This is a genomic window from Pseudobutyrivibrio sp. OR37 (assembly GCF_900113655.1).
Classification (GTDB): domain Bacteria; phylum Bacillota; class Clostridia; order Lachnospirales; family Lachnospiraceae; genus Pseudobutyrivibrio.
Genome location: NZ_FOQF01000020.1, coordinates 1 through 20,263, shown reverse-complemented (window position 1 = coordinate 20,263; position 20,263 = coordinate 1). Strand labels below are relative to the sequence as shown.

19 protein-coding genes and 1 pseudogene are annotated in these 20,263 nt (G+C 40.2%); 19 read left to right on the top strand and 1 reads right to left on the bottom strand.

The genetic code is table 11. The features are described from left to right. Nucleotides 1-251: 251 nt before the first annotated feature. The 16 genes and pseudogenes from trmL (at nucleotide 252) to BM097_RS10220 (ending at nucleotide 17,079) form a co-directional block, all read left to right on the top strand. On the top strand, nucleotides 252-749 hold the full coding sequence (gene trmL / locus BM097_RS10295; RefSeq protein ID WP_090549035.1) for a tRNA (uridine(34)/cytosine(34)/5-carboxymethylaminomethyluridine(34)-2'-O)-methyltransferase TrmL: 498 nt from the start codon (nucleotides 252-254) through the stop codon (nucleotides 747-749). A 9-nt stretch (nucleotides 750-758) separates the two neighbouring features. Then, nucleotides 759-2,522: an energy-coupling factor transporter ATPase gene (locus BM097_RS10290; protein WP_090549032.1), complete on the top strand. Its 1,764-nt coding sequence runs from the start codon at nucleotides 759-761 to the stop codon at nucleotides 2,520-2,522. A 46-nt stretch (nucleotides 2,523-2,568) separates the two neighbouring features. Beyond that, complete coding sequence (locus BM097_RS10285) at nucleotides 2,569-3,369, top strand: energy-coupling factor transporter transmembrane component T family protein (RefSeq protein ID WP_090549030.1); 801 nt, start codon at nucleotides 2,569-2,571, stop codon at nucleotides 3,367-3,369. A 1-nt stretch (nucleotide 3,370) separates the two neighbouring features. Beyond that, nucleotides 3,371-4,108 (top strand): tRNA pseudouridine(38-40) synthase TruA, encoded by a 738-nt coding sequence (gene truA, locus BM097_RS10280; RefSeq protein ID WP_090549027.1) that lies wholly within the window; start codon nucleotides 3,371-3,373, stop codon nucleotides 4,106-4,108. 208 nt (nucleotides 4,109-4,316) lie between these two features. Next, entirely contained in the window at nucleotides 4,317-6,539 is a 2,223-nt protein-coding gene (locus tag BM097_RS16690; RefSeq protein WP_090549024.1) for a family 43 glycosylhydrolase, read from the top strand. Nucleotides 6,540-6,775: 236 nt separating this feature from the next. After that, nucleotides 6,776-7,204 (top strand): 50S ribosomal protein L13, encoded by a 429-nt coding sequence (gene rplM, locus BM097_RS10270; RefSeq protein WP_090549021.1) that lies wholly within the window; start codon nucleotides 6,776-6,778, stop codon nucleotides 7,202-7,204. 13 nt (nucleotides 7,205-7,217) lie between these two features. Further along, the gene (rpsI, locus tag BM097_RS10265) at nucleotides 7,218-7,616 is read left to right on the top strand and encodes a 30S ribosomal protein S9 (RefSeq protein ID WP_028234846.1); all 399 of its coding nucleotides are present in this window, start codon (nucleotides 7,218-7,220) and stop codon (nucleotides 7,614-7,616) included. 341 nt (nucleotides 7,617-7,957) lie between these two features. After that, complete coding sequence (locus BM097_RS10260; protein WP_090549018.1) at nucleotides 7,958-9,307, top strand: MATE family efflux transporter; 1,350 nt, start codon at nucleotides 7,958-7,960, stop codon at nucleotides 9,305-9,307. A gap of 303 nt (nucleotides 9,308-9,610) precedes the next feature. Continuing rightward, nucleotides 9,611-10,732, top strand: coding sequence for an acyltransferase family protein (locus tag BM097_RS10255; protein WP_177197432.1), 1,122 nt, complete (start codon nucleotides 9,611-9,613; stop codon nucleotides 10,730-10,732). Next, nucleotides 10,729-11,163: a helix-turn-helix domain-containing protein gene (locus tag BM097_RS10250; protein ID WP_090549016.1), complete on the top strand. Its 435-nt coding sequence runs from the start codon at nucleotides 10,729-10,731 to the stop codon at nucleotides 11,161-11,163. The genes BM097_RS10255 and BM097_RS10250 overlap by 4 nt, the downstream gene beginning before the upstream one ends. Nucleotides 11,164-11,302: 139 nt before the next feature. Beyond that, nucleotides 11,303-12,283, top strand: a complete 981-nt coding sequence (locus BM097_RS16885; protein ID WP_330389623.1) for a DUF3795 domain-containing protein — start codon at nucleotides 11,303-11,305, stop codon at nucleotides 12,281-12,283. Nucleotides 12,284-12,393: 110 nt separating this feature from the next. Next, nucleotides 12,394-13,728, top strand: coding sequence for a serine hydrolase domain-containing protein (locus BM097_RS10240; RefSeq protein ID WP_090549013.1), 1,335 nt, complete (start codon nucleotides 12,394-12,396; stop codon nucleotides 13,726-13,728). 706 nt (nucleotides 13,729-14,434) lie between these two features. Next, nucleotides 14,435-14,947, top strand: coding sequence for a GNAT family N-acetyltransferase (locus tag BM097_RS10235; protein ID WP_242944694.1), 513 nt, complete (start codon nucleotides 14,435-14,437; stop codon nucleotides 14,945-14,947). Nucleotides 14,948-14,987: 40 nt separating this feature from the next. Next, nucleotides 14,988-15,098 (top strand): annotated as a pseudogene (locus tag BM097_RS10230) (TIGR04076 family protein); the annotation flags it as partial. Between the two features lie 45 nt (nucleotides 15,099-15,143). Continuing rightward, nucleotides 15,144-15,917: an SDR family NAD(P)-dependent oxidoreductase gene (locus BM097_RS10225; protein ID WP_090549007.1), complete on the top strand. Its 774-nt coding sequence runs from the start codon at nucleotides 15,144-15,146 to the stop codon at nucleotides 15,915-15,917. A 169-nt stretch (nucleotides 15,918-16,086) separates the two neighbouring features. After that, a complete protein-coding gene (locus BM097_RS10220) occupies nucleotides 16,087-17,079 on the top strand; it encodes a serine hydrolase domain-containing protein (RefSeq protein WP_090549004.1) in 993 nt (330 codons plus the stop codon). Between the two features lie 30 nt (nucleotides 17,080-17,109). Here BM097_RS10220 and BM097_RS10215 read toward each other — a convergent pair whose 3' ends face one another. Next, nucleotides 17,110-17,985 (bottom strand): LysR family transcriptional regulator, encoded by an 876-nt coding sequence (locus tag BM097_RS10215; protein ID WP_090549001.1) that lies wholly within the window; start codon nucleotides 17,983-17,985, stop codon nucleotides 17,110-17,112. Nucleotides 17,986-18,131: 146 nt separating this feature from the next. Between BM097_RS10215 and BM097_RS10210 the strand changes: the two genes are divergently transcribed. Genes BM097_RS10210 through BM097_RS10200 form a run of 3 tightly spaced genes read left to right on the top strand, consistent with a single transcriptional unit; the run spans nucleotide 18,132 to nucleotide 19,928 of the window. Next, complete coding sequence (locus tag BM097_RS10210) at nucleotides 18,132-18,356, top strand: hypothetical protein (RefSeq protein ID WP_090548997.1); 225 nt, start codon at nucleotides 18,132-18,134, stop codon at nucleotides 18,354-18,356. A 15-nt stretch (nucleotides 18,357-18,371) separates the two neighbouring features. Next, on the top strand, nucleotides 18,372-19,373 hold the full coding sequence (locus tag BM097_RS10205; protein ID WP_090549153.1) for an alpha/beta hydrolase: 1,002 nt from the start codon (nucleotides 18,372-18,374) through the stop codon (nucleotides 19,371-19,373). A gap of 12 nt (nucleotides 19,374-19,385) precedes the next feature. Next, entirely contained in the window at nucleotides 19,386-19,928 is a 543-nt protein-coding gene (locus tag BM097_RS10200) for a flavodoxin family protein (protein ID WP_090548994.1), read from the top strand. The last annotated feature ends 335 nt before the right edge of the window (nucleotides 19,929-20,263 follow it).

Genomic DNA, 20,263 nt, shown 5'->3' with positions numbered 1-20,263 from the left:
CGTAGGCTGTGTGCATAATTCTACGTTAACAAAGAAAAAATATTCTTCATTCGACTAAGAATGTCTCATTCAGAACATTTTTACTTTGTTAACTGAATTATGTTCGTTAGGTTTATGAGACGTAGTTGATTAAAAAAAACGTATAGAACAGAATGTAAAAGGCTTCCCCTTGAGGGGAAGCTGTCAGCTTTAGCTGACTGATGAGGTGGATTGTCGCCGTAACACTCTGTACACAGACTAGAGGTTTTAAAATGTTAAATATTGTATTACATGAGCCTGAGATTCCTGCAAATACGGGGAATATTGGGCGAACATGCTGTGCTACAGGAACTCGTCTTCATTTGATTGAGCCACTTGGTTTTGTGCTTACAGATAAGACAGTAAAGCGTGCCGGCATGGATTACTGGGATAAGCTAGAGGTTTTCCGCTATGATGATTGGGAAGACTTCAAGGCAAAGAACCCAGATGCTAAGGTTTATATGGCTACCACAAAAGCCAAAAGAAAACATACAGATGTTCATTACGAACCAGACTGCTACATAATGTTTGGCAAGGAATCAGCAGGAATCCCTGAAGAAATCCTTGTTGATAATGAGGAGAATTGTGTTCGTATACCAATGGGACATGATATCAGATCCCTTAATTTATCAAATTCAGTTGCCGTAGTTTTATACGAGGCACTGAGACAAAACGACTTCCTCGATTTAGAGACCGAGGGTAATTTGCATAGACTTGACTGGAAGGAATAGCAGGTACCAATGTCAATTATCAGATCTAAAGATTTAGTACATGAATATATAAGACGTGACGAAGAGGGCAATGTTGAAAGCATTCACACTGCCCTCGACCACGTTAATCTTAATGTAGAGCCAGGACAGTTTATATCCATTTTAGGACATAACGGTTCTGGTAAATCTACTTTCGCAAAGCATATTAATGCTCTGTTAACTCCATCGGAGGGCACTATTTGGGTTGATGAAATGAATACATCTGATGACGAGTATACATTTGCAGTTCGTCAAACAGCTGGCATGGTTTTCCAAAACCCTGACAATCAGATAATCGCTTCTGTTGTAGATGAGGATGTGGCCTTCGGCCCAGAAAATATCGGCGTGCCAACTGAAGAAATTCTTGTTCGCGTAGACAAGTCTCTCAAGATGGTTGGAATGCAAAAATACAGAAGCCATTCACCTAACAAGCTCTCAGGTGGTCAGAAGCAGCGTGTTGCCATCGCAGGCGTTATGGCCATGGAGCCAAAGTGCATTATTTTGGATGAGCCAACAGCCATGCTTGACCCAGATGGAAGAGCAGACGTGCTTAGAGCAGTTCACACTCTTAACCGTGAAAAGGGAATTACAGTTATTCTCATTACACATTACATGGAAGAGGTTGTTGATTCTGATTATGTATTTGTAATGGAAAAGGGTAAGGTCTTCATGGAAGGCACCCCAAGAGAGATTTTCAAGGATGTTGAGCTTCTAAAGGAGCACAGCCTTGATGTGCCACAGGTTACACTTTTGGCGCATGAGCTTAGAAAATCTGGCCTTCAGATTCCTGAATGTATTCTTACTAGAAAGGAATTGTTAGAGGCTCTTTGCCAATTAAACTTACGCAAGCTAGCAGCAGGTCAGGCATCAGTTGCATCACAGCCAGAAGATAAAAAATCATTTGGTGACAACGTACTCATTCTTGACCATGCATCATATAAATATTCGCCAGGAACAGCCTACGAGGTTACAGCCTTAGACGATGTTAGCCTTTCAATAAAAGAGGGCGAGTTCATTGGTGTTATCGGCCACACAGGTAGTGGCAAGTCTACACTTGTTCAGCATTTGAACGGCCTTATTAAGGCTACAGACGGTCATATCTATTATCGTGGGCAGGATATCTACGATAAGGATTTTGATTTGAAGGATTTGCGTACTCAGGTGGGTATGGTATTCCAGTACCCTGAGCATCAGCTTTTCGAAACTACAGTATTTAAGGATGTTCAGTTCGGCCCTAAGAATCAGGGCTTGGATGAAAAGGAACAGATAAAGCGTGCCTATGAGGCACTTGGTCTGGTTAAGCTTCCAGAGGAATTATATCTGGCATCCCCATTCGAGCTTTCTGGTGGACAGAAGCGTCGTGCAGCTATTGCCGGTGTTATCGCCATGAAGCCAGCAGTTCTTATTTTGGATGAGCCAACAGCAGGTCTGGACCCTAAGGGACGTGATGATATCTTAGGTCTTATCAAGGACATGCACGAAAAACGCGGCGACACAGTTATCCTTGTATCTCATTCAATGGAGGATGTTGCCAACTATGTTGATAGAATCATCGTTATGGATGCAGGTCGCCCAGCATTTGATGGTACACCAAAGGAAGTTTTCGCTCACTACAAGGAGCTTGAGAAAATGGGACTTGCAGCTCCTCAGGTTACATACGTAATGAACGATTTGATAGATGCAGGCTTTGATGTAGATGCAAGTGCAACTACAGTTACAGAGGCCAGAGATTCTATTTTAAAGGCGTTGAATTAATAGCAGATACCAGTTTTGGATTTGACTAAAAAAGGAATTTATAAATATGCTTAGAGAAATAACATTAGGACAATATTATCCAGCAAAGTCTATTCTCCATTCATTGGACCCTAGAGTGAAGCTGTTTTCTACACTAGTTTTTATTATCACTTTGTTTTCTGTGGATAATGTTGTTTTATTTGCAATAGTTTTACTTACACTTTTTGGAATTATAAAAATGAGCCATGTGCCATTTTCATTTATGGTTAAAGGACTTAGGTCCATAGTTGTCTTGCTGATAATCGCAGGCTTGTTTAACTTGTTTTTGACACCTGGTATTACCATCTTTTCATTTGGCTTTTTAACAATCAGTGATGTGGGACTTAAGAACGCAGTGCTTATGACCAGCCGTATGATTCTTCTTATAATCGGTACATCTTTAATGACACTTACAACCACACCAAATCAGCTTACAGATGGTTTGGAGAAATCTTTAGGATTTATGAAGAAATTTGGCGTTCCAGTTCATGAGATTTCAATGATGATGTCTATTGCCCTTAGATTTATACCAATCCTCATTGAGGAGACTGATAAAATCATGAAGGCGCAGATGGCCCGTGGTGCTGATTTTGAATCAGGCGGTCTTATCAAAAAGGCTAAAAACATGGTTCCACTTTTGGTTCCACTTTTCGTATCAGCCTTCAGACGTGCCAACGATTTGTCATACGCAATGGAAGCAAGATGCTACAATGGTGGTGAGGGCAGAACTAAAATGCGCCCACTTAAATACAGCTCACTTGATCAGAGAGCTTATATTTGTATAGTAGCTTATATAATCATTTTTTATGCGGTAAAGGTAGTTTTATAATATGAGAGTAATGATAGTAGTGGCCTACGATGGGTCAAACTATAGCGGCTGGCAGATTCAGCCAAACGGAGTGACAATAGAACAGAAATTAAACGAGGCTCTTACAGATCTTTTGCAGGAGCCTATATCTATTATGGGCGCAAGCCGTACAGATGCAGGCGTGCATTCGCTTGGCAATGTAGCAGTTTTTGATACTAATTCCAGAATGCCTGCCGATAAAATCAGCTTTGCACTTAATCAGCGCCTTCCAGACGATATTGTAGTTCAGTATTCATGCCAGGTTGAGGATGATTTCCATCCTAGATATGCAGCTTGCCGCAAGACATACGAATACAAGATTTTAAACCGCAAGATGCCAGACCCAACCAAGCGCAAGGATACATTCCATTACTATTACGATTTAGATGTAGATAAGATGAATGAAGCAGCGGCCTATCTTATAGGTCAGCATGACTTCACTTCATTTTCATCTGTAAAGGCACAGGTAAAATCCCGTGTTCGTACCATCTACACTGCAAAAGTATACAAGGAGGATGACGTAATCCACATCCGCCTTACAGGAGATGGATTCCTTTACAATATGGTTCGAATCATTGCAGGTACTCTTATCAAAGTAGGTGCCGGTGAAATGGAACCAATGTATATGCTTGAAATTTTCCGTGGTCGCAACCGTGAGCTTGCCGGCCCAACAGCCCCAGCTCACGGCCTTACCATGATAGGAATTGAATACGAAGAATAAAGCCTTCTCCTTGAGGAGAAGGTGCCCCGAAGGGGCGGATGAGGTGTTATATTCCTGGAACAATTATATGTTATGGAGCTTCCAACTACTGGAAGCTCTTTTATTTTTAGAAATATTTTATATAGAACCACATAATAATATTATTATGGTATAATTGGCGTTAGGAGAGTTATGAATAAAAATAAGGGGAGAGAAAGGGAGAAAAGAAATGAAAAAAATGAGGGGGATAGTAGGGTTGATGGCCGCAGCAATTATTCTTGCTGGGGCTAATCCATCTGTGGCAAAGGCTGATAATCCGATTGTGCAAACAATCTATTCCACAGATCCCGCACCAATGGTGTACAAGGACACGCTGTATGTGTACACCGGACATGATGAGGACGGAGCCAAGTACTACGACATGAGAGACTGGCACTGCTACTCAACAAAGGACATGGTTAACTGGACAGACCATGGAACTGTTTGTTCACTTAACACCTTCAGCTGGGCAAAGTCTGATGCCTGGGCTGGCCAAGTCGTAGAACGAGGCGGCAAATTCTATTATTATGTTCCTGTCATTGCAAAACAGGGTGGCAATTCTATCGGAGTGGCTGTATCCGATAGTCCAACAGGCCCATTCAAGGATGCAATAGGACATCCACTTTGCCAGGGTTATGGCTTCATCGACCCAACAGTTTATGTGGATTCAAACGGACAGGCATATCTCTATTTTGGAAATCCAAATTTATGCTACGTAAAACTTAATCCAAACATGATTTCATATTCAGGTGGAATCAACAAGGTCAACACAACAACTCAAAGCTTTGGACCATACCCAGGACGTGCCAGTGCATACGAGGAGGGACCATGGTTCTACAAGAGAGGTAACCTTTATTACATGCTTTTCTCTGGTAATGGTATTCCAGAACACATCGCATATTCTACAAGTACATCACCAACTGGTCCATGGACCTACAGAGGCGTAATCATGCCAACAGAAGGTAGAAGCTTCACAAATCACTGTGGTGTTGTAGATTTTAAGGGACACTCATATTTCTTCTATCACAATGGAGCGCTTCCAGGTGGTAGCGGATTTGCTCGTTCAGTAGCAGTGGAGGAGTTCAAGTACAATCCAGATGGAAGCTTCCCAACCATTAAGATGTCTACATCTGGACCAAATCCAATAGCAACTCTTAACCCATACACAAGGGTAGAGGCTGAAACAATCTGCTTCTCAAGCGGTGTTAAGACAGAGGCTTGTGGGGAGGGTACGCAGAATGTAGCCTTCATCGAAAACAATGATTGGATTAAAGTAAGAAACGTTGATTTTGGCAAGGGCGCTAAGGCATTTGCAGCGAGAGTTGCATCACCAGTAGGCGGCGGAACAATTGAGCTTCACCTTGATTCACTTACAGGAAGAATTGTAGGTACAATCAAGGTTCCTAACACAGGCAACTGGCAGAAATATGTTACAGAATACTGTGATGTAAATAATGTCAGCGGACGCCACGATTTGTATTTTGCATTTAAGGGCAACGGTGGTTCGTTGATGAACTTTAACAATTGGCAGTTCTTCCCTGTAGAAGAAACACCTACTCCACCACCTGCGCCTAGCACAGAGAATGTTAATAACAACAGCACCGCTCACATTGATAATGGCTGGTATTATTTGAAGAATACAAATTCTCAGAGATATCTGGCTGTTGAGGGCGACAAGGCAGAAGCCGGTACAAACGTATGCATCTTCAAGGGAACAGGCGCTGATGGACAGAAGTGGTATGTTGAAAACACATCTGACGGATATATCACATTAAAGTCTGGCCTTGGAAACTTTATGCTTGATGTGGCCAATGCAGAAAATGTGGATGGTGCAAATATCGGTATTTACCATGGATATTCAGGAGATGCTCAAAAATTTGTAGTTAAGAATACAAAAAAATCTGGTGTTTATACCATCGGCACAAAGGTTTCCTCAGCTACTAAATATATAGATGTTTATGAACATAAAAAGACTGATGGTACTAATGTATGCCAGTGGCTATACTATGGTAATCCAAATCAGGAGTGGATATTTGAACCATGCCAGGGACCAGCTTCTGGCACACAGACAGATGTTCCTTCAGTTCAGCCAACACCAGCTCCAACACCTACACCATCTGTAAGCACAAAGGGGCTTGAGGCAACTGCTACAGTAAACAGCTGGGGCTCAGGCTATACAGCATCTGTAAAGGTTTCTAATTCTACAGGCCATCAGGTAAACGGATGGACTGCAAAAATCAAAAAAAGCCAAGCAAAGATTGATTCAATCTGGAATGTAAATCTTAAGGAATCTGGCGACTATTATGTTATTACACCAGTAGACTGGAACACATCTATTGGAAATGGTGGAAGTGTAGAGTTCGGCTTTAATGGAGTTGGCTCAGTTGATAATATTTCCATTGAAATTGAATAGTAAATGATGTTAAAATATCCTTGGTTACTTTGTGCACCAAGGGTATTTTTTGTTACTCCAAAATACAATTTTTGTGTTGACGTAATATGATTCCTATAGTACAATGTAACGGTTGATGTAGTAAGGAGACTTGTGTCCATTAGCCCGGAGACAGGTTTTACTATAACATTTCTTGTGGGTGCCCGGACATCACCGGCAGGAAGCTTTTTTACAGATTTATTTAAGGAGGAATTCTCATGAATACTTATATGCCAAACCCATCTCAGCTTGAGAGAAAATGGTATGTAGTTGATGCAGAAGGACAGACACTTGGTCGTCTTTGTGCAGAAGTTGCAAAGGTTTTAAGAGGTAAGAATAAGCCAGTCTTCACTCCACACGCTGATTGTGGTGACTATGTTATCGTAGTTAATGCAGAGAAGATTAAGGTTACAGGTAAGAAGCTTGATCAGAAGGTTTACTACCATCACTCAGATTACGTTGGTGGTATGAAGGAGACAACTCTTAAGGAAATGCTTAACACACATCCTGAGAGAGTTATCGAGCACGCTGTTAAGGGCATGCTTCCAAAGGGACCACTTGGTCGTCAGATGTACACAAAGCTTTTCGTTTACGCTGGACCAGATCACAAGCAGCAGGCACAGAAGCCAGAAGTGCTTACATTTTAATAGGAGGTAGATCATGGCTAAGAATACAACAAAGTATTATGGAACTGGTAGAAGAAAGTCTTCAGTTGCTAGAGTATATCTTGTACCTGGCACAGGTAAGATTACAATAAATAAGAGAGATATCGACGAGTACCTTGGTCTTGAGACATTAAAGGTAGTTGTTCGTCAGCCACTTGTAGCTACAGGTACTGTAGAGAAGTTTGACGTTATCGTTAACGTTAAGGGTGGCGGATACACTGGCCAGGCTGGTGCTATCAGACACGGTATTTCACGTGCACTCCTTGAGGTAGATGCTGAGTACAGACCTACACTTAAGGCTGCAGGATTCCTTACAAGAGATCCTCGTATGAAGGAGCGTAAGAAGTACGGTTTAAAGGCTGCACGTCGCGCACCTCAGTTCTCAAAGAGATAATCGTTTCTCTATACGAGATTACAAAGCATTATACAAGAGAGTCATCCGATTGGATGGCTCTTTTTATGTTTAATAATAGAGAAACATTGATTCTATGGGATTTTCAATGGGGTTGTATAGAGGATAAAACTAAATAGCAATAAATTGGTTGCTGTAAATACATATTTGTGAAAAACAATATATTTTTCCCTTGGCGATAGAGAGGCACGCACTCGCAACACGCTTCTTAGCACAGTTGAAGATAAGACCGGAAAAGTTTATAATCAATACAAGAATAAGGGCATAGAAACTACGTTTGAAATGAATCCCGGAAATCATTTGAAAGACCAAAGAGAGCGGCCATGACAAATACAGAACAGACCACACAAAATATGACCTCAGGAAACAGTATGAAACAGATCATACTGTTCTTTTTGCCCTTATTATGGGGAAACCTTTTCCAACAACTATATAGTCTTGTGGATAGCATTATAGTTGGCAAGGGAATCTCGGATCAGGCGCTGGCTGCTGTTGGGGCAACCGGGACACTTAACTTCCTTATACTTGGATTTGTTGTGGGGATGACCAGAGGATTTGGCATAACCTTTGCCCAGAGCTTTGGAAAAAACGATATGGCTATGCTGAATGCATACATCAGAGCAGCCAAGAAGCTCAGTATCACGTTTGGAATAGCCTTTACTGTTGTATGCGTTTCTTTGCTCAATAAGATGCTGACGTTCTTGAACACTCCTGAAGATATCTTTGACGATTCGTATAGATATTTTGCTGTGATCTTATTGGGAATTGTAGTGACGGTTATTAATAACCTTGAGATTACAATTCTCCAGTCAATGGGAGATTCCAGAACGCCCCTCACTGCTATGATCTGCTCATCACTCGTGAACATCATGCTTGATATTATTTTCATAATGGCCTTTGGCACAGGAGTTGTCGGAGCAGCAGTGGCAACAGTGGTCTCTCAGTTTGTATCATACCTTTTGTGCCTTAAAAAGCTTAGAACCATCGATTTTATGAGTCTGGGAAAAGACACGTCAGAAATAGCAGATGAAAAGAATATATTGGTTGAACTGATGAAAATAGGACTTCCTGTGGCACTTATGAATTCGGTCACAGCTGCAGGGGCCATGGTATTGCAGTACTTCGTAAATCTTATGGGAAGCGCATATGTGGCAGCCTATTCAGCCTGCATGAAATTTGCATCACTCTTTGAGCAGTTCGGAATGTCCGTAGGTCTTTCCATGATGACATTTGTGGGGCAAAATAAGGGCGCTGACAAATATGACAGGATACGCACAGGAGTAAGACAGGGTCTGATGCTCTCTACACTTGTGAATGTGCCTATATCGCTCCTTATGATATTTGTGCCCAGAAGCCTGGCAAGGATGCTGTTGACTGACAACATGATAATCGGTTATTGTACCGATTTCATGCCGATCATGGGAATAAGCTTTTTTGCCCTGGGCTGGCTTTTTGTATACAGATACTCTGTTCAGGGGTTGGGCAATACCTTTATACCAATGCTCTCAGGCGGGCTCGAAGTCATTATGAGACTGATCTTTGGCTTTTTGGTAGGAAGGAACGGATTTAAGGGAATTGCCATTTCTGAAGTATCTGCATGGATAGGCGCTTTTCTGATGCTCATGGTGACATACTATTGTTTAATTGGCAAAAGAACTAAAGCAATAGCATAAAGTAGCACTGAACTTTCTACCGTACGCAGCAGGTAAACAGCAACTTGAAGGAGAAATGCCTAAAATACGGAACTTTCAGTTCATTAATAGTTCTCAAAGAGGTAATCTGCGCGAACTACAAGCGGTGCAAAAGAAATGCAATCAAAACTCCCTGGATGCTTGCATCCATGGGAGTTTTTTATTTGTGTTTGTTTTATAGCGCGACAGCAAACACATTATGTAATAATGCTTTCGCAACCAAATTTAACAAAAAAAGCAAAATGTGTAAGCTTCGCTTGGTAGACAGGCGGAGCTTACTTTTTTATGATTAAGAAAAATGTTATATTATTTAACAAAGGTGGTATAAATATGAGAAAGATATACTTGGATAATATTCGTTGGATAACAGTAGTGCTGGTTGTCATCTATCATGTAATCTACATATTCAACGGTGTAACACAACATGGCATCATCGGACCTTTCAGTGAACATCAGCCCCAGGATACATATCAATATATTGTATATCCTTGGTTCATGTTACTTCTGTTTGTGGTATCCGGTATGTCAGCCCGCTATGAACTAATTAAACGAACAGAAAAGGAATTCATCAGAGTAAGAACGAGAAAATATCTTGTGCCATCAACAATCGGCCTTCTGGTTTTCGGCTGGATTCTTGGCTATTACAACATGCTGATGTCTGGTGCATTTAATTCCATGAACAACGTACCGGGGCCAATTCTTTTCCTGATAATGGCAGTCAGCGGCTCAGGTCCTCTGTGGTACGTTCAGATGCTCTGGCTCTTTAGCCTAATGCTGGTACTGCTCAGAAGGATTGAAAAGGACAGATTCTTTAATATCTGTGGCAAAGCCAATCTTTTGATACTTATACTTCTTGTCATACCCGTATATGGAGCGGCGCAGATACTTAACACACCGATAATAGTGGTATACAGATTCGGTATCTACGGACTGGGCTTTTTGATTGGCTACTTTGTACTGTCTCATGAGGTCGTGATGGATAGACTTGGCAAAAATTGGCTGCTATTAAGCATCCTTGCTCTCGCATCCTGCATAGCCTTCGTGATTTTATATAAAGGTCAGCCATATCCGGATCACGTGGTTCTGGATAAAATCATGTGCAATGTATACGCATGGTTTGGAACTCTCGGTATACTTGCCTTCATGAAAAAATGGGGCAATTTCACGAATGCTTTCTCAAAGTGGATGTGCCAGAAATCATGGGGGCTCTATGTATTCCATTATCTGATGATAGCGGTCAGCGGATGGTATCTGCATACATTATTTCCTTCCCTTGCACCCATCATCGTATACCTGTTGGTTACATTAGCAGCATTCGCAGGTTCATACCTTCTGTATGAAATCATAAGCCGCATACCTTTCATAAGGTGGTGTGTTCTGGGAATAAAAAAGGAGAAGAAAGAATGAGTTTTGCAGATAATCTCATGGAATTGAGAAAGCTTAATAACTTGTCACAGGAGGATATTGCGGAGAAGATAGGCGTATCAAGACAGACGCTTTCAAAATATGAGACAGGAGAGTCGCTGCCGGATATAGAGAGATGTAAGATGCTGGCTGACCTTTTTGGTGTAACCATGGACGACCTTATATCATATGAAAAGAATGATTCGGACAACCTGGGATGTGTTATACCGCCGAAAGGAAAGCATATCTTTGGAATGGTCAAAGTGGGAGATAAGGGTCAGATTGTTATTCCTGCCAAGGCAAGAAAACTCTTCGATATTAAAACAGGCGACAATCTGATCGTCCTCGGAGATGAATTCAAGGGTATAGCTCTCATCAAGGAGGCAGGCCTTCTTGGTCTTATCAACAGTGCAAAAGAAAGAAAAATGGAATAATAATGATGAATTAACCGATGAGAGAAGATAGATTATGGACAAATCATGGTCAGAAAACAATAAAGAAATACAGAAATTGTTGACGAAGGAAGCAACATTTAAAGATGCTATTCAGAAGCTTTTGGCTTTCCGCGAGTAAATGTTTGAGCAGATTACTCAGATTGTGAGTGGATACCCAGATGAGGCCTTTGCCAAAATGCCTTTTGCGGGTGCAGATGGATATCACAGTAAAACCCTTGCCTATTCTATCTGGCATATTTTCAGGATTGAAGATATAGTTGCCCATGAGATGATAGCAGGGGATAGTCAAATCCTTTTTACACATGACTTTCATAATCGCATTGGCGCACCTATTATTACTACGGGTAATGAACTTCAGGGAAACGAGATTGCAGAGTTTTCAGAAAAACTGAATATCAAAGAGCTATACCTGTATGTAAAAGCTGTAAAGGAGTCTACGGATCAGATTCTTAGAAATCTGACATACAAGGATTTAAAGCAAAAATTCGGCGACGATGTAAAGGAAAAACTTATCCGCAGTAAATGCGTCAGCGAGAATGAGAATGCCTTTTGGCTGATTGATTACTGGTGCGGAAAGGATATAAAAGGACTGATTCAGATGCCATTTAGCCGTCACTGGATCATGCATATCGAAGCCATGCGCCGCATCAAGAATAAACTCTGCAAGATAGCACGAAATGGTGTTGATCCTGTTGCTTATTGTGGCTTTTCCTGTAATCACTGTTTCCTTTCAGAGTGGTGCGGATCCTGCAGAACGAAGTACAATGTCTGCTCTTTTGCCACCTGTGCGGAGGACAGAATATGTCCGAATGTGAAATGCTGTAAGGAAAAAGATTTGGACGGATGTTATGAGTGTGATGAGCTCGAAAATTGCAATAAAGGGTTCTATATTCCATCAAATGACGGAGCAAATGCAGCAAAGGCTCAGGCATTATATATAAGGAAATATGGAAAGAGGGCGTTCCTCAAGGTTCATGACAGACTACATGAGAAATATGACTTCCAAAAGACACAGGAAGTTTTAGGACAGGATTATAAGGAAGGACTGAGAATTCTGGAGGAAAGCTATACTATGGACCCTGGAGAAGAACAAAGATGATATCCGTTTTTACGAGGCGCATAACTTTAAGCTTAATGGAAAAAGACAATTAGAAGAAGGAACACAGAATACATTGTGATGTTGGAGCGAGACTAAAAAGGATTAGTTTTATGAAACAAAGCAAAATAATACTTAGAAGAATACTTCTGATAATTATGATAATTACTGCAGTCATCTTCTTTGTTTTGCACTATGATTCAAAAGAATATTCCCTGCAAAATGAACAGGAATATATCAACAAAATCTCCAGGATGACACATAACAGAGCAGTCGCTGTAGGAATAATGGACGGCGATGAAAACATTTATCTGGAATACTGTGATATTGCAGGAAAAAGTGTTGATGAGCATACTCTTTTTGAATTAGGGTCGACGACAAAGGCATTCACGGGGCTGGGGATACTTAATCTTCAGAAGGAAGGCGTGATAAAACTGGATTCACCTGTTACAGACTATATAGACTGGTTTAAGCCACAGTATAAAGGTCGTGATGCTGTAGTCACAGTCAGGCATCTTATGAATCATTCAAGCGGGATTCCGGTATGGACCATTTCGCTTATTCCGGAAGGCAGTGAAGGAGAAATAACATTAGAGGATACTGTTAGAAAAATAGCTGATGTTAAGCTATCTCATGCACCCGGCGAAGTTCATGAATATGCAACGATCAATTATGATGTGCTTGCACTTATTATTGAAAATGTTACCGGTCAAAAATACGAGGATTATATTACAGAGACTGTTCTTAAAGATGTAGGAATGAATGAGTCATTTTTTAGGACTTCAGACTCTGACAGACAGCGTATCTTTACGGGACGTAAGGCTAGCTTTTTTGGAATGTGGCAATATGATGCACCAACCTATTATGGAAATACTGCAGCCGGCTATCTTGTTTCTGACACTAATGATTTGGTTACATGGATGAGGTATGTCAGGGGAAAAATTGATTTTAATTCTTTTCAGATAACAGACGCAAATAATTACTATGCAGGTTGGAATTTACATCCGGAAACTGTACACCACGGGGGAAACAATCCAAATTATAGTACACAGATCATCATTTCCAGAGAGCGTGATCTTGGGGTTTTTGTTTTGTCTGCTTCTGCAGGGGATATTGCCACAAGAATAGCCGATGGCATATATGGTATGCACATGGGAGTGAATGCGAGAATTGGACTCTGTGTGTCTGGCCATGAGCTTCAAGACTTTTTATTTGTCATGGGGATACTTTTGACTTTGTATATTGCATTGTTGCTGGATTATAGGAAAAAGAAACTTTGCCTTTACGGTGGGATCATGGTTCTGATTGTTTTGATTCTGATTCCTGTGATCTCTCGTATCAGCTACAGGTTCATGTTTGTTTGGATGCCCTATAGTTTTAGTGTGATGATCATTAGTATATTGGCATTTGCAATTTGGCTTATTGCCCGGGGAAGGGAAGAAAAATGATTTAAATAATAATATCAACAATATTATATTACAGTATTATCGACTAAGACAAATCGGCAGTTTATAGGGCTATTCTATAATCGAAAGGGCTTGATAATTTACATAGGGCAGTTATTTCGAAAGAGATAGCGTTCCTTTTTTGTGAAGTGTTTTGTGGGGTCAGGCAGTGCTAGAGAAGAAAATGTTTCCAGTACTGCCCTGAAGTGGAGAATTACCCCTATGAATTTAGAATGGTGGGATACAGTGGTAAAAAATAGTAGGATATTACTTAGGAGATATGGCTTATTACGTGAAAATAGTGAGAATATGAATTTGTGATGTAATGACTTCAGGCAGTGTGGCGTAACTTGGCAACGTATTTGAAATATGGTGAAATACACTTTAATAAACAAAAGTAAACTAAAATAAGTAATAGAAAATCAGTCCAATCTCAGCGAAATATTACGGTAAGAAGTAACTATTCATAGCATATTGCCGTAGCATCACAAATCCCAAATCCACAAAGCCCATTCGGAAGAAGAGAAATGAGCAGTGCTAGAAGCAAAAATGAATGTAGCACTGCTCGGGAGTAGAAAAATATCACTTTTAAATTGTGTATTTCTTGCTGGATGTGGATTCTGTATAATTGAAGGCAGTAAGATTAACAAATTTGTCGATCTCTTTCAAACTTTAATAATAAATGTTACATAGCGAGGAGGGTTATTATTTGATTAAAATAGAATTATTATCAGAAAAGAATTTCTCTATAAATTCATTGGATTCATATAACAGAAAACAGGATGTAAATAAGGTATATCGCAGAATTGACGGGGAATATATATTGATTGAATGCAAATATACCGAAGATTGGGATCTAAATAAAAAACGTTCAGTAGCCAAGCAAATAAGCAGTGATGAATATATTACATACATTGCATTAGAAAATGATAGAGTTGTTGGTTTTATAGGTCTATTAAAACAACTAAAAGGTCGATATATGATTCTTGATATGATGCAGGTATCTTCTGAATGTAGAGGTCAAGGCATCGGCAGACGATTATTTGAAGTAGGAAAAGATGAAGCAAGAAAAAATGGTGCGGAAGCTTTGTACATATCTGCTTGCTCTTCAGAGGAGACGATTGCGTTTTACAGAGCGATGGGGAGTGATTTGACAGTTAACCCAATAAAAGAAATTGCTGAAGAAGAACCATTTGACCTTCAGATGATATGCCCTGTGTAAGATTAATTACAGAATAATTGACTAATGGAGATAAGGAAATATGAAAAAGTGGTATGACGAAGAATATGAATTTACGATAGAAGTGACAGGTTTTTTGCATGGAGATCATACAGAAAGATATTGTCGTAATGGCGAAGAGATTGGTTACAAAGGATACATTAAAAGGTTATTACTTAAAGATAAGTAGGGAGGCATTATGGTAAAAATTGCAATCGTTACTGGTGCTACCGGCGGACTTGGACAGGAATTCATCAAGGAAATACAAAAAATTGACGAGATAGATGAGATATGGGCAGTAGGACGAAATGAGAAGAAACTTGAAGAACTTAGGAAAAAATATTCTATCATTCGTCCTGTTATTGCAGATTTTAGTACAGATGGAGTTGAAGTCATTAAGCAGAAAATACGGAAAGAATTACGAGCTAATATTGATGACGTTCGATTTCTGATCAACAACGCTGGAATTGGATATATGGGTCATTTTGATAAGCAGGGTACGGAAGATATTGAGAAACTTTGCAAGATTAATTGTAGTGCTCCTGCAGCTCTTATGTCGCTTTGCATTCCATATATGAAGAGAGGGGCAAAGATAATAAATGTTTCGTCAGCATCTTCATTTCAACCTAATCCTTATTTAAGTATGTATTCGGCCAGCAAAGTTTTTCTGAAAAATCTTTCTAGGGCTGTAAGTGTTGAGCTTAAAAGCCGTGGGATTACGGTAACGTGTGTTTGTCCTGGATGGATAGATACGGAGATGCTTCCTGATGAGAAGGATGGCGAAAAGATACATTATACTGGTAAGATCAGTGCTGAAAAGGTAGTGAAAAAGGCTATGAGGGATTGTCTAAAGGGTAAGGATATTTCTACACCAGGAGCCTTTGCAAGTTATTTTAGAATCTATTCAAAATATACACCAACAAAGATTGTGATGAAGCAGTGGGTGAAAGCGATAAGGAGATATGTAGCATGAGATATATGATTGAAACGGAAAGAAGATGATGAGGCTGTCGGATCTATGTGATGTCTTTGAAATGATATCCTGGAATATAAAGATTTTTAAGATTTTTCTTGAAAAAAATTTTTAATCATATTAGCCTTTTCTTAGGACGTCTGAATCTTTCCTAAGAGGAGGCTTTTTTATGACGAAAGAACAACTTCATAAATACGTTTCTGAAAGCACCAGAAACGAGAGTAACATATGCCAGATTTATGCCATTAAAGACAATGAGGTGGCACTTGATGATTGTTGGCATGGGTTCAAGACGCTAGATGCGATGAATGTCAATTCCGTGACGAAAGGTATTATGGCATTACTGGCAGGGATTGCTTTGGACGGGGGATATATCAAAAACCTGGATCAAAAGGTGATAGATTTTTTCCCTGATTACATTGTAAAGCGTGGGGAGAAGACCATATATGATGTCACAATTAGGCAGCTGCTCACTATGACAGCTCCTTATAAAGGCAGGTCAGAACCCTGGAAGAAGGTGTGTACTTCACAGGATTTTACATATGCGATACTTGATTATCTCGGAGGACGTAGCGGAATTACAGGTGAGTTCAGATATGCTACGCTTGGTATTCAGATTTTGGCAGGGATAATCGAGAAGGCAGCCGATGAGAAGTGCATTGATTTTGCTAACAATAATCTGTTTGTGCCGTTGAACCTTCCTGAGCGAATAGCGCATGGAGACAGCTCCAAAGAAGATCAGTTTGATTTTTTCATGAATAAGAATCCAAGGAAATATGAATGGTACAGCGACCCTCGGGGCTGCGTTACTGCGGGCTGGGGATTATGTATGTCAGCGAAAGATATGGCTGTAATCGGCGCTATGGTGTTGAATGATGGCCTGTTTAACGGAAATAGAATAATTTCAGAAGAATATCTGAAAGATATGCTCTTTCCCCATCTCAAGCTTGGTGAGCGCTTTGGATTCATGAACTATGGATACTTATGGTATAAGCCTTACGATGACAAAGATGTATATGCGGCAATTGGTGACAGCGGAAATATTATCTATGTAAACAAAGAGGAAAATGTATCGGTTGGAATGACAGGTACATTTAAGCCGAGAATCTTTGACAGAGTTGAATTTATTGAGCAAAAAGTATTGCCTTCACTTAATGAGTGATTGTCGGGGTTAGTAGTCCAAAAAGATGGGTTATAACACTAGAACTTTTAGGTGCGATAAAAATCTTTCTGCTATAGGTGTAAATGCCTGATAGCGGTTCCATGCGAAATATATTTTGTTTTCAAGTTTAGGAGACAACGGTCTGAATGCAAGGCCGTTGTTTTTTGATGTATCAATAAGGTGATCATAGGTGAGAAGATACCCAAGACCTTCCATTGTGAAAATAGAGCCATTGTAGGAAAGACGAAAAGATCCTTCAAGCTGTAGCTCTGAAAATCTGCTCCCGGCCCATTTCTTTATATCTCCGTTCCAAGCCTGATCTGAGCAGAAAAGAGGTAATCCTATCAGGTCATCCAAACCAATGGATTCCTTTTTTGCCAGAGGGTCATTTTCAGGAATGATAAGTCCCCAGGTATCAGCCTGTGGAAATTCTATATATTCATACTTTCTGATGTCCGGCTGCTCAACCAGAACAACAAAATCAAGAAGCCCTTTTTCTGTTTTTTCAGATAGCTGCTCTGTATCACCACTTGTGATGTGATAATGGAGGTTGGGATAGCTTTCTTTAAAGGTCTTGATTGCTCTTGCAAGGAATCTTAGCTGATAAGATTCTGCAAGTCCGAGGTAAAGATCGCCTCCGCTTATGTCATCAAGTGAAACAAATTCCTGCTCGATTTTATCAGCCATGCTCACAAGATCTTCTGCGCGGTTTCTGAGAAGAATTCCTTCTTCTGTCAGCTTTATACTGAAACTGTGCCTTGTAAATAGCTTCTTACCCAATTCTTCTTCCAATGATTTTAATTGTTTGGATAGAGTTGGCTGAGTCACATGCAGTATCTCAGCGGCTCTGCTCATGTTTTCTTCTCTTGCTACAGCTAAAAAATATCTTAAAGTCCTGATTTCCATGGTGCTTCCTTTCCTGTACTGCTCAATGCTAAATGATATGCCAAAATGGAATAATATGATATTCATTATAACTATTAGCAAAAAATCTTACAAGCTCATACAATAGAATTGTAAGTGAAATAGTTACATGGAAATGAGGAATACTCATGGATAAAGAATATCTAAAGCAAAGCCTTTCAGATGCGGGATGCTGTAATGAGGCAACAGACGCTATTCTGGAAAGATTTGAGTCAGGCAGTATCGATGAAATGGTAAGGCTTCTGAAAAAAGAAAGATGCCGAGCCATGGACGAGTACCACGAATGTGGAAGAAAAGTTGACTGCATGGATTTCATGCTAAGAAAAATCGAAAACGAAATGAAGCAGAGATGACGGAGGTATCAAATGATGATCAGAACAGAAGAACTTAATTTAGTAACAGAGTGGGATAAGACCTTTCCAAAGAGTGAGAAGGTAGAACACAGCAAGGTGACATTTGCAAATCGCTACGGGATAACTCTTGCGGCAGATATGTATATACCAAAGGATACAGATGGCAAGCTTCCGGCTATTGCAGTATCAGGACCTTTCGGAGCTGTTAAGGAGCAGTGTTCAGGATTATACGCTCAGACTATGGCAGAAAGAGGATTTCTTACAATAGCCTTTGATCCCTCTTTTACAGGAGAGTCAGGCGGCAACGTAAGATATATGGCATCACCTGATATCAATACAGAGGATTTTATGGCTGCAGTTGATTTTCTTTCACTTAATGAAAAGGTAGATCCGGAAAGAATAGGAATCATAGGAATCTGCGGATGGGGCGGAATGGCTATCAATACGGCAGCGCTTGACACAAGAATCAAAGCTACGGCTGCAATGACCATGTATGACATGACAAGAGTTAATGCAAAAGGTTACTTTGATGCTGATGACAGTGAAGACAAGAGATATGAAGCGAAGAAGGCTATGTGCGCTCAGCGTCTTGAAGATTTAAAGAATGGAGAATATAAGCGCGCTGGAGGCGTTGTAGATCCTCTACCTGCAGATGCACCTTTCTTTGTAAAAGACTATTTTGATTACTACAAAACTGATCGTGGATATCATGCCCGTTCCCTTAATTCCAATGATGGATGGAATATGATAGGCTGTGAATCCTTCGTGAATCAGCCAATCCTTAAATACAGCAACGAAATCAGAAGTGCAGTGCTTCTTGTACATGGCGAGAAGGCTCACTCCTGCTACTTCAGTAAAGACGCTTATGCCGACATGATAAAGGACAGCAAATATGCTGATAATAAAGAACTGATGATCATTCCAGATGCAGTTCATACAGATCTGTATGATGGAGGAGATAAGGATTATATTCCGTTTGACAAACTTGAGAGCTTCTTTAATGAATATCTGAAATAAGGAGAGGTGACGATGAGTAAGATTTTGATAATAAAGACAAGTCTTAGAGCAAAGAGCAATTCTGATATTCTGGCAGATAAAGTATCTGATGGAGCAAAAGCTGCGGGACATGATGTGGAAGTCATCAGCCTCAAGGACAAAACAGTTGGATTCTGCAAAGGATGTCTTGCATGCCAAAAGACGCAGAAGTGCGTGATAAATGATGATGCTGTGGAGATTGCGAAAAAAGTAAAGAATGCAGACACGCTTGTATTTGCGACCCCTATCTACTATTACGAGATGAGCGGACAGATGAAAACTCTCCTTGACAGACTTAATCCGCTTTATCCTTCTGACTATAGATTTCGTAATGTCTATATGCTTTCGACTGCTGCTGAAGATGAGACATTTGTTCCTGAGAAAGCTGTCAGTGGTCTGAATGGTTGGGTAGAGTGTTTTGAGAAAGCTTCATTTAAAGGTTCACTGTTCTGCGGCGGAATAAATGACATGGGTGAAGCAGAAGGCAAAGAAGAGGAAAAGCGGGAGGCTTATGAGTTTGGAAAATCTCTTTTGTAAAAATACATCTGCGGAAGAAATGAAAAAAGGCTCGGTATGATATACCAATGTCATTAAGTTAACATTGCGGTGGAGGCTACGATGAAGAAAACGAGATTGAAGTGATATGCTTCAATCTCGTTTTTTCCTTTTTTAGACATTAAAAGAAGACAGATTGTATATCTGCCTAAATAACATTTTTAACTTTTCATTTTTATGCTACTCTATATAAGAAACCTCTAAAGATTCTTGCTGACTGGTATCTTTCACGATGTCGGTCTGGTCTAATGGGTACAAGATTTCTTGATATGATGGTTTCTAAATCAGGTGGAGATGTAATACCGCGGTAAAACTTT

Bases quoted from the DNA above. Each gene is read 5' to 3' on its own strand.
- trmL (WP_090549035.1), top strand. From the start codon at position 252: ATGTTAAATATTGTATTACATGAGCCTGAGATTCCTGCAAATACGGGG.
- BM097_RS10290 (WP_090549032.1), top strand. From the start codon at position 759: ATGTCAATTATCAGATCTAAAGATTTAGTACATGAATATATAAGACGT.
- BM097_RS10285 (WP_090549030.1), top strand. From the start codon at position 2,569: ATGCTTAGAGAAATAACATTAGGACAATATTATCCAGCAAAGTCTATT.
- truA (WP_090549027.1), top strand. From the start codon at position 3,371: ATGAGAGTAATGATAGTAGTGGCCTACGATGGGTCAAACTATAGCGGC.
- BM097_RS16690 (WP_090549024.1), top strand. From the start codon at position 4,317: ATGAAAAAAATGAGGGGGATAGTAGGGTTGATGGCCGCAGCAATTATT.
- rplM (WP_090549021.1), top strand. From the start codon at position 6,776: ATGAATACTTATATGCCAAACCCATCTCAGCTTGAGAGAAAATGGTAT.
- rpsI (WP_028234846.1), top strand. From the start codon at position 7,218: ATGGCTAAGAATACAACAAAGTATTATGGAACTGGTAGAAGAAAGTCT.
- BM097_RS10260 (WP_090549018.1), top strand. From the start codon at position 7,958: ATGACAAATACAGAACAGACCACACAAAATATGACCTCAGGAAACAGT.
- BM097_RS10255 (WP_177197432.1), top strand. From the start codon at position 9,611: ATGATTAAGAAAAATGTTATATTATTTAACAAAGGTGGTATAAATATG.
- BM097_RS10250 (WP_090549016.1), top strand. From the start codon at position 10,729: ATGAGTTTTGCAGATAATCTCATGGAATTGAGAAAGCTTAATAACTTG.
- BM097_RS16885 (WP_330389623.1), top strand. From the start codon at position 11,303: ATGTTTGAGCAGATTACTCAGATTGTGAGTGGATACCCAGATGAGGCC.
- BM097_RS10240 (WP_090549013.1), top strand. From the start codon at position 12,394: ATGAAACAAAGCAAAATAATACTTAGAAGAATACTTCTGATAATTATG.
- BM097_RS10225 (WP_090549007.1), top strand. From the start codon at position 15,144: ATGGTAAAAATTGCAATCGTTACTGGTGCTACCGGCGGACTTGGACAG.
- BM097_RS10220 (WP_090549004.1), top strand. From the start codon at position 16,087: ATGACGAAAGAACAACTTCATAAATACGTTTCTGAAAGCACCAGAAAC.
- BM097_RS10215 (WP_090549001.1), bottom strand. From the start codon at position 17,985: ATGGAAATCAGGACTTTAAGATATTTTTTAGCTGTAGCAAGAGAAGAA.
- BM097_RS10210 (WP_090548997.1), top strand. From the start codon at position 18,132: ATGGATAAAGAATATCTAAAGCAAAGCCTTTCAGATGCGGGATGCTGT.
- BM097_RS10205 (WP_090549153.1), top strand. From the start codon at position 18,372: ATGATCAGAACAGAAGAACTTAATTTAGTAACAGAGTGGGATAAGACC.
- BM097_RS10200 (WP_090548994.1), top strand. From the start codon at position 19,386: ATGAGTAAGATTTTGATAATAAAGACAAGTCTTAGAGCAAAGAGCAAT.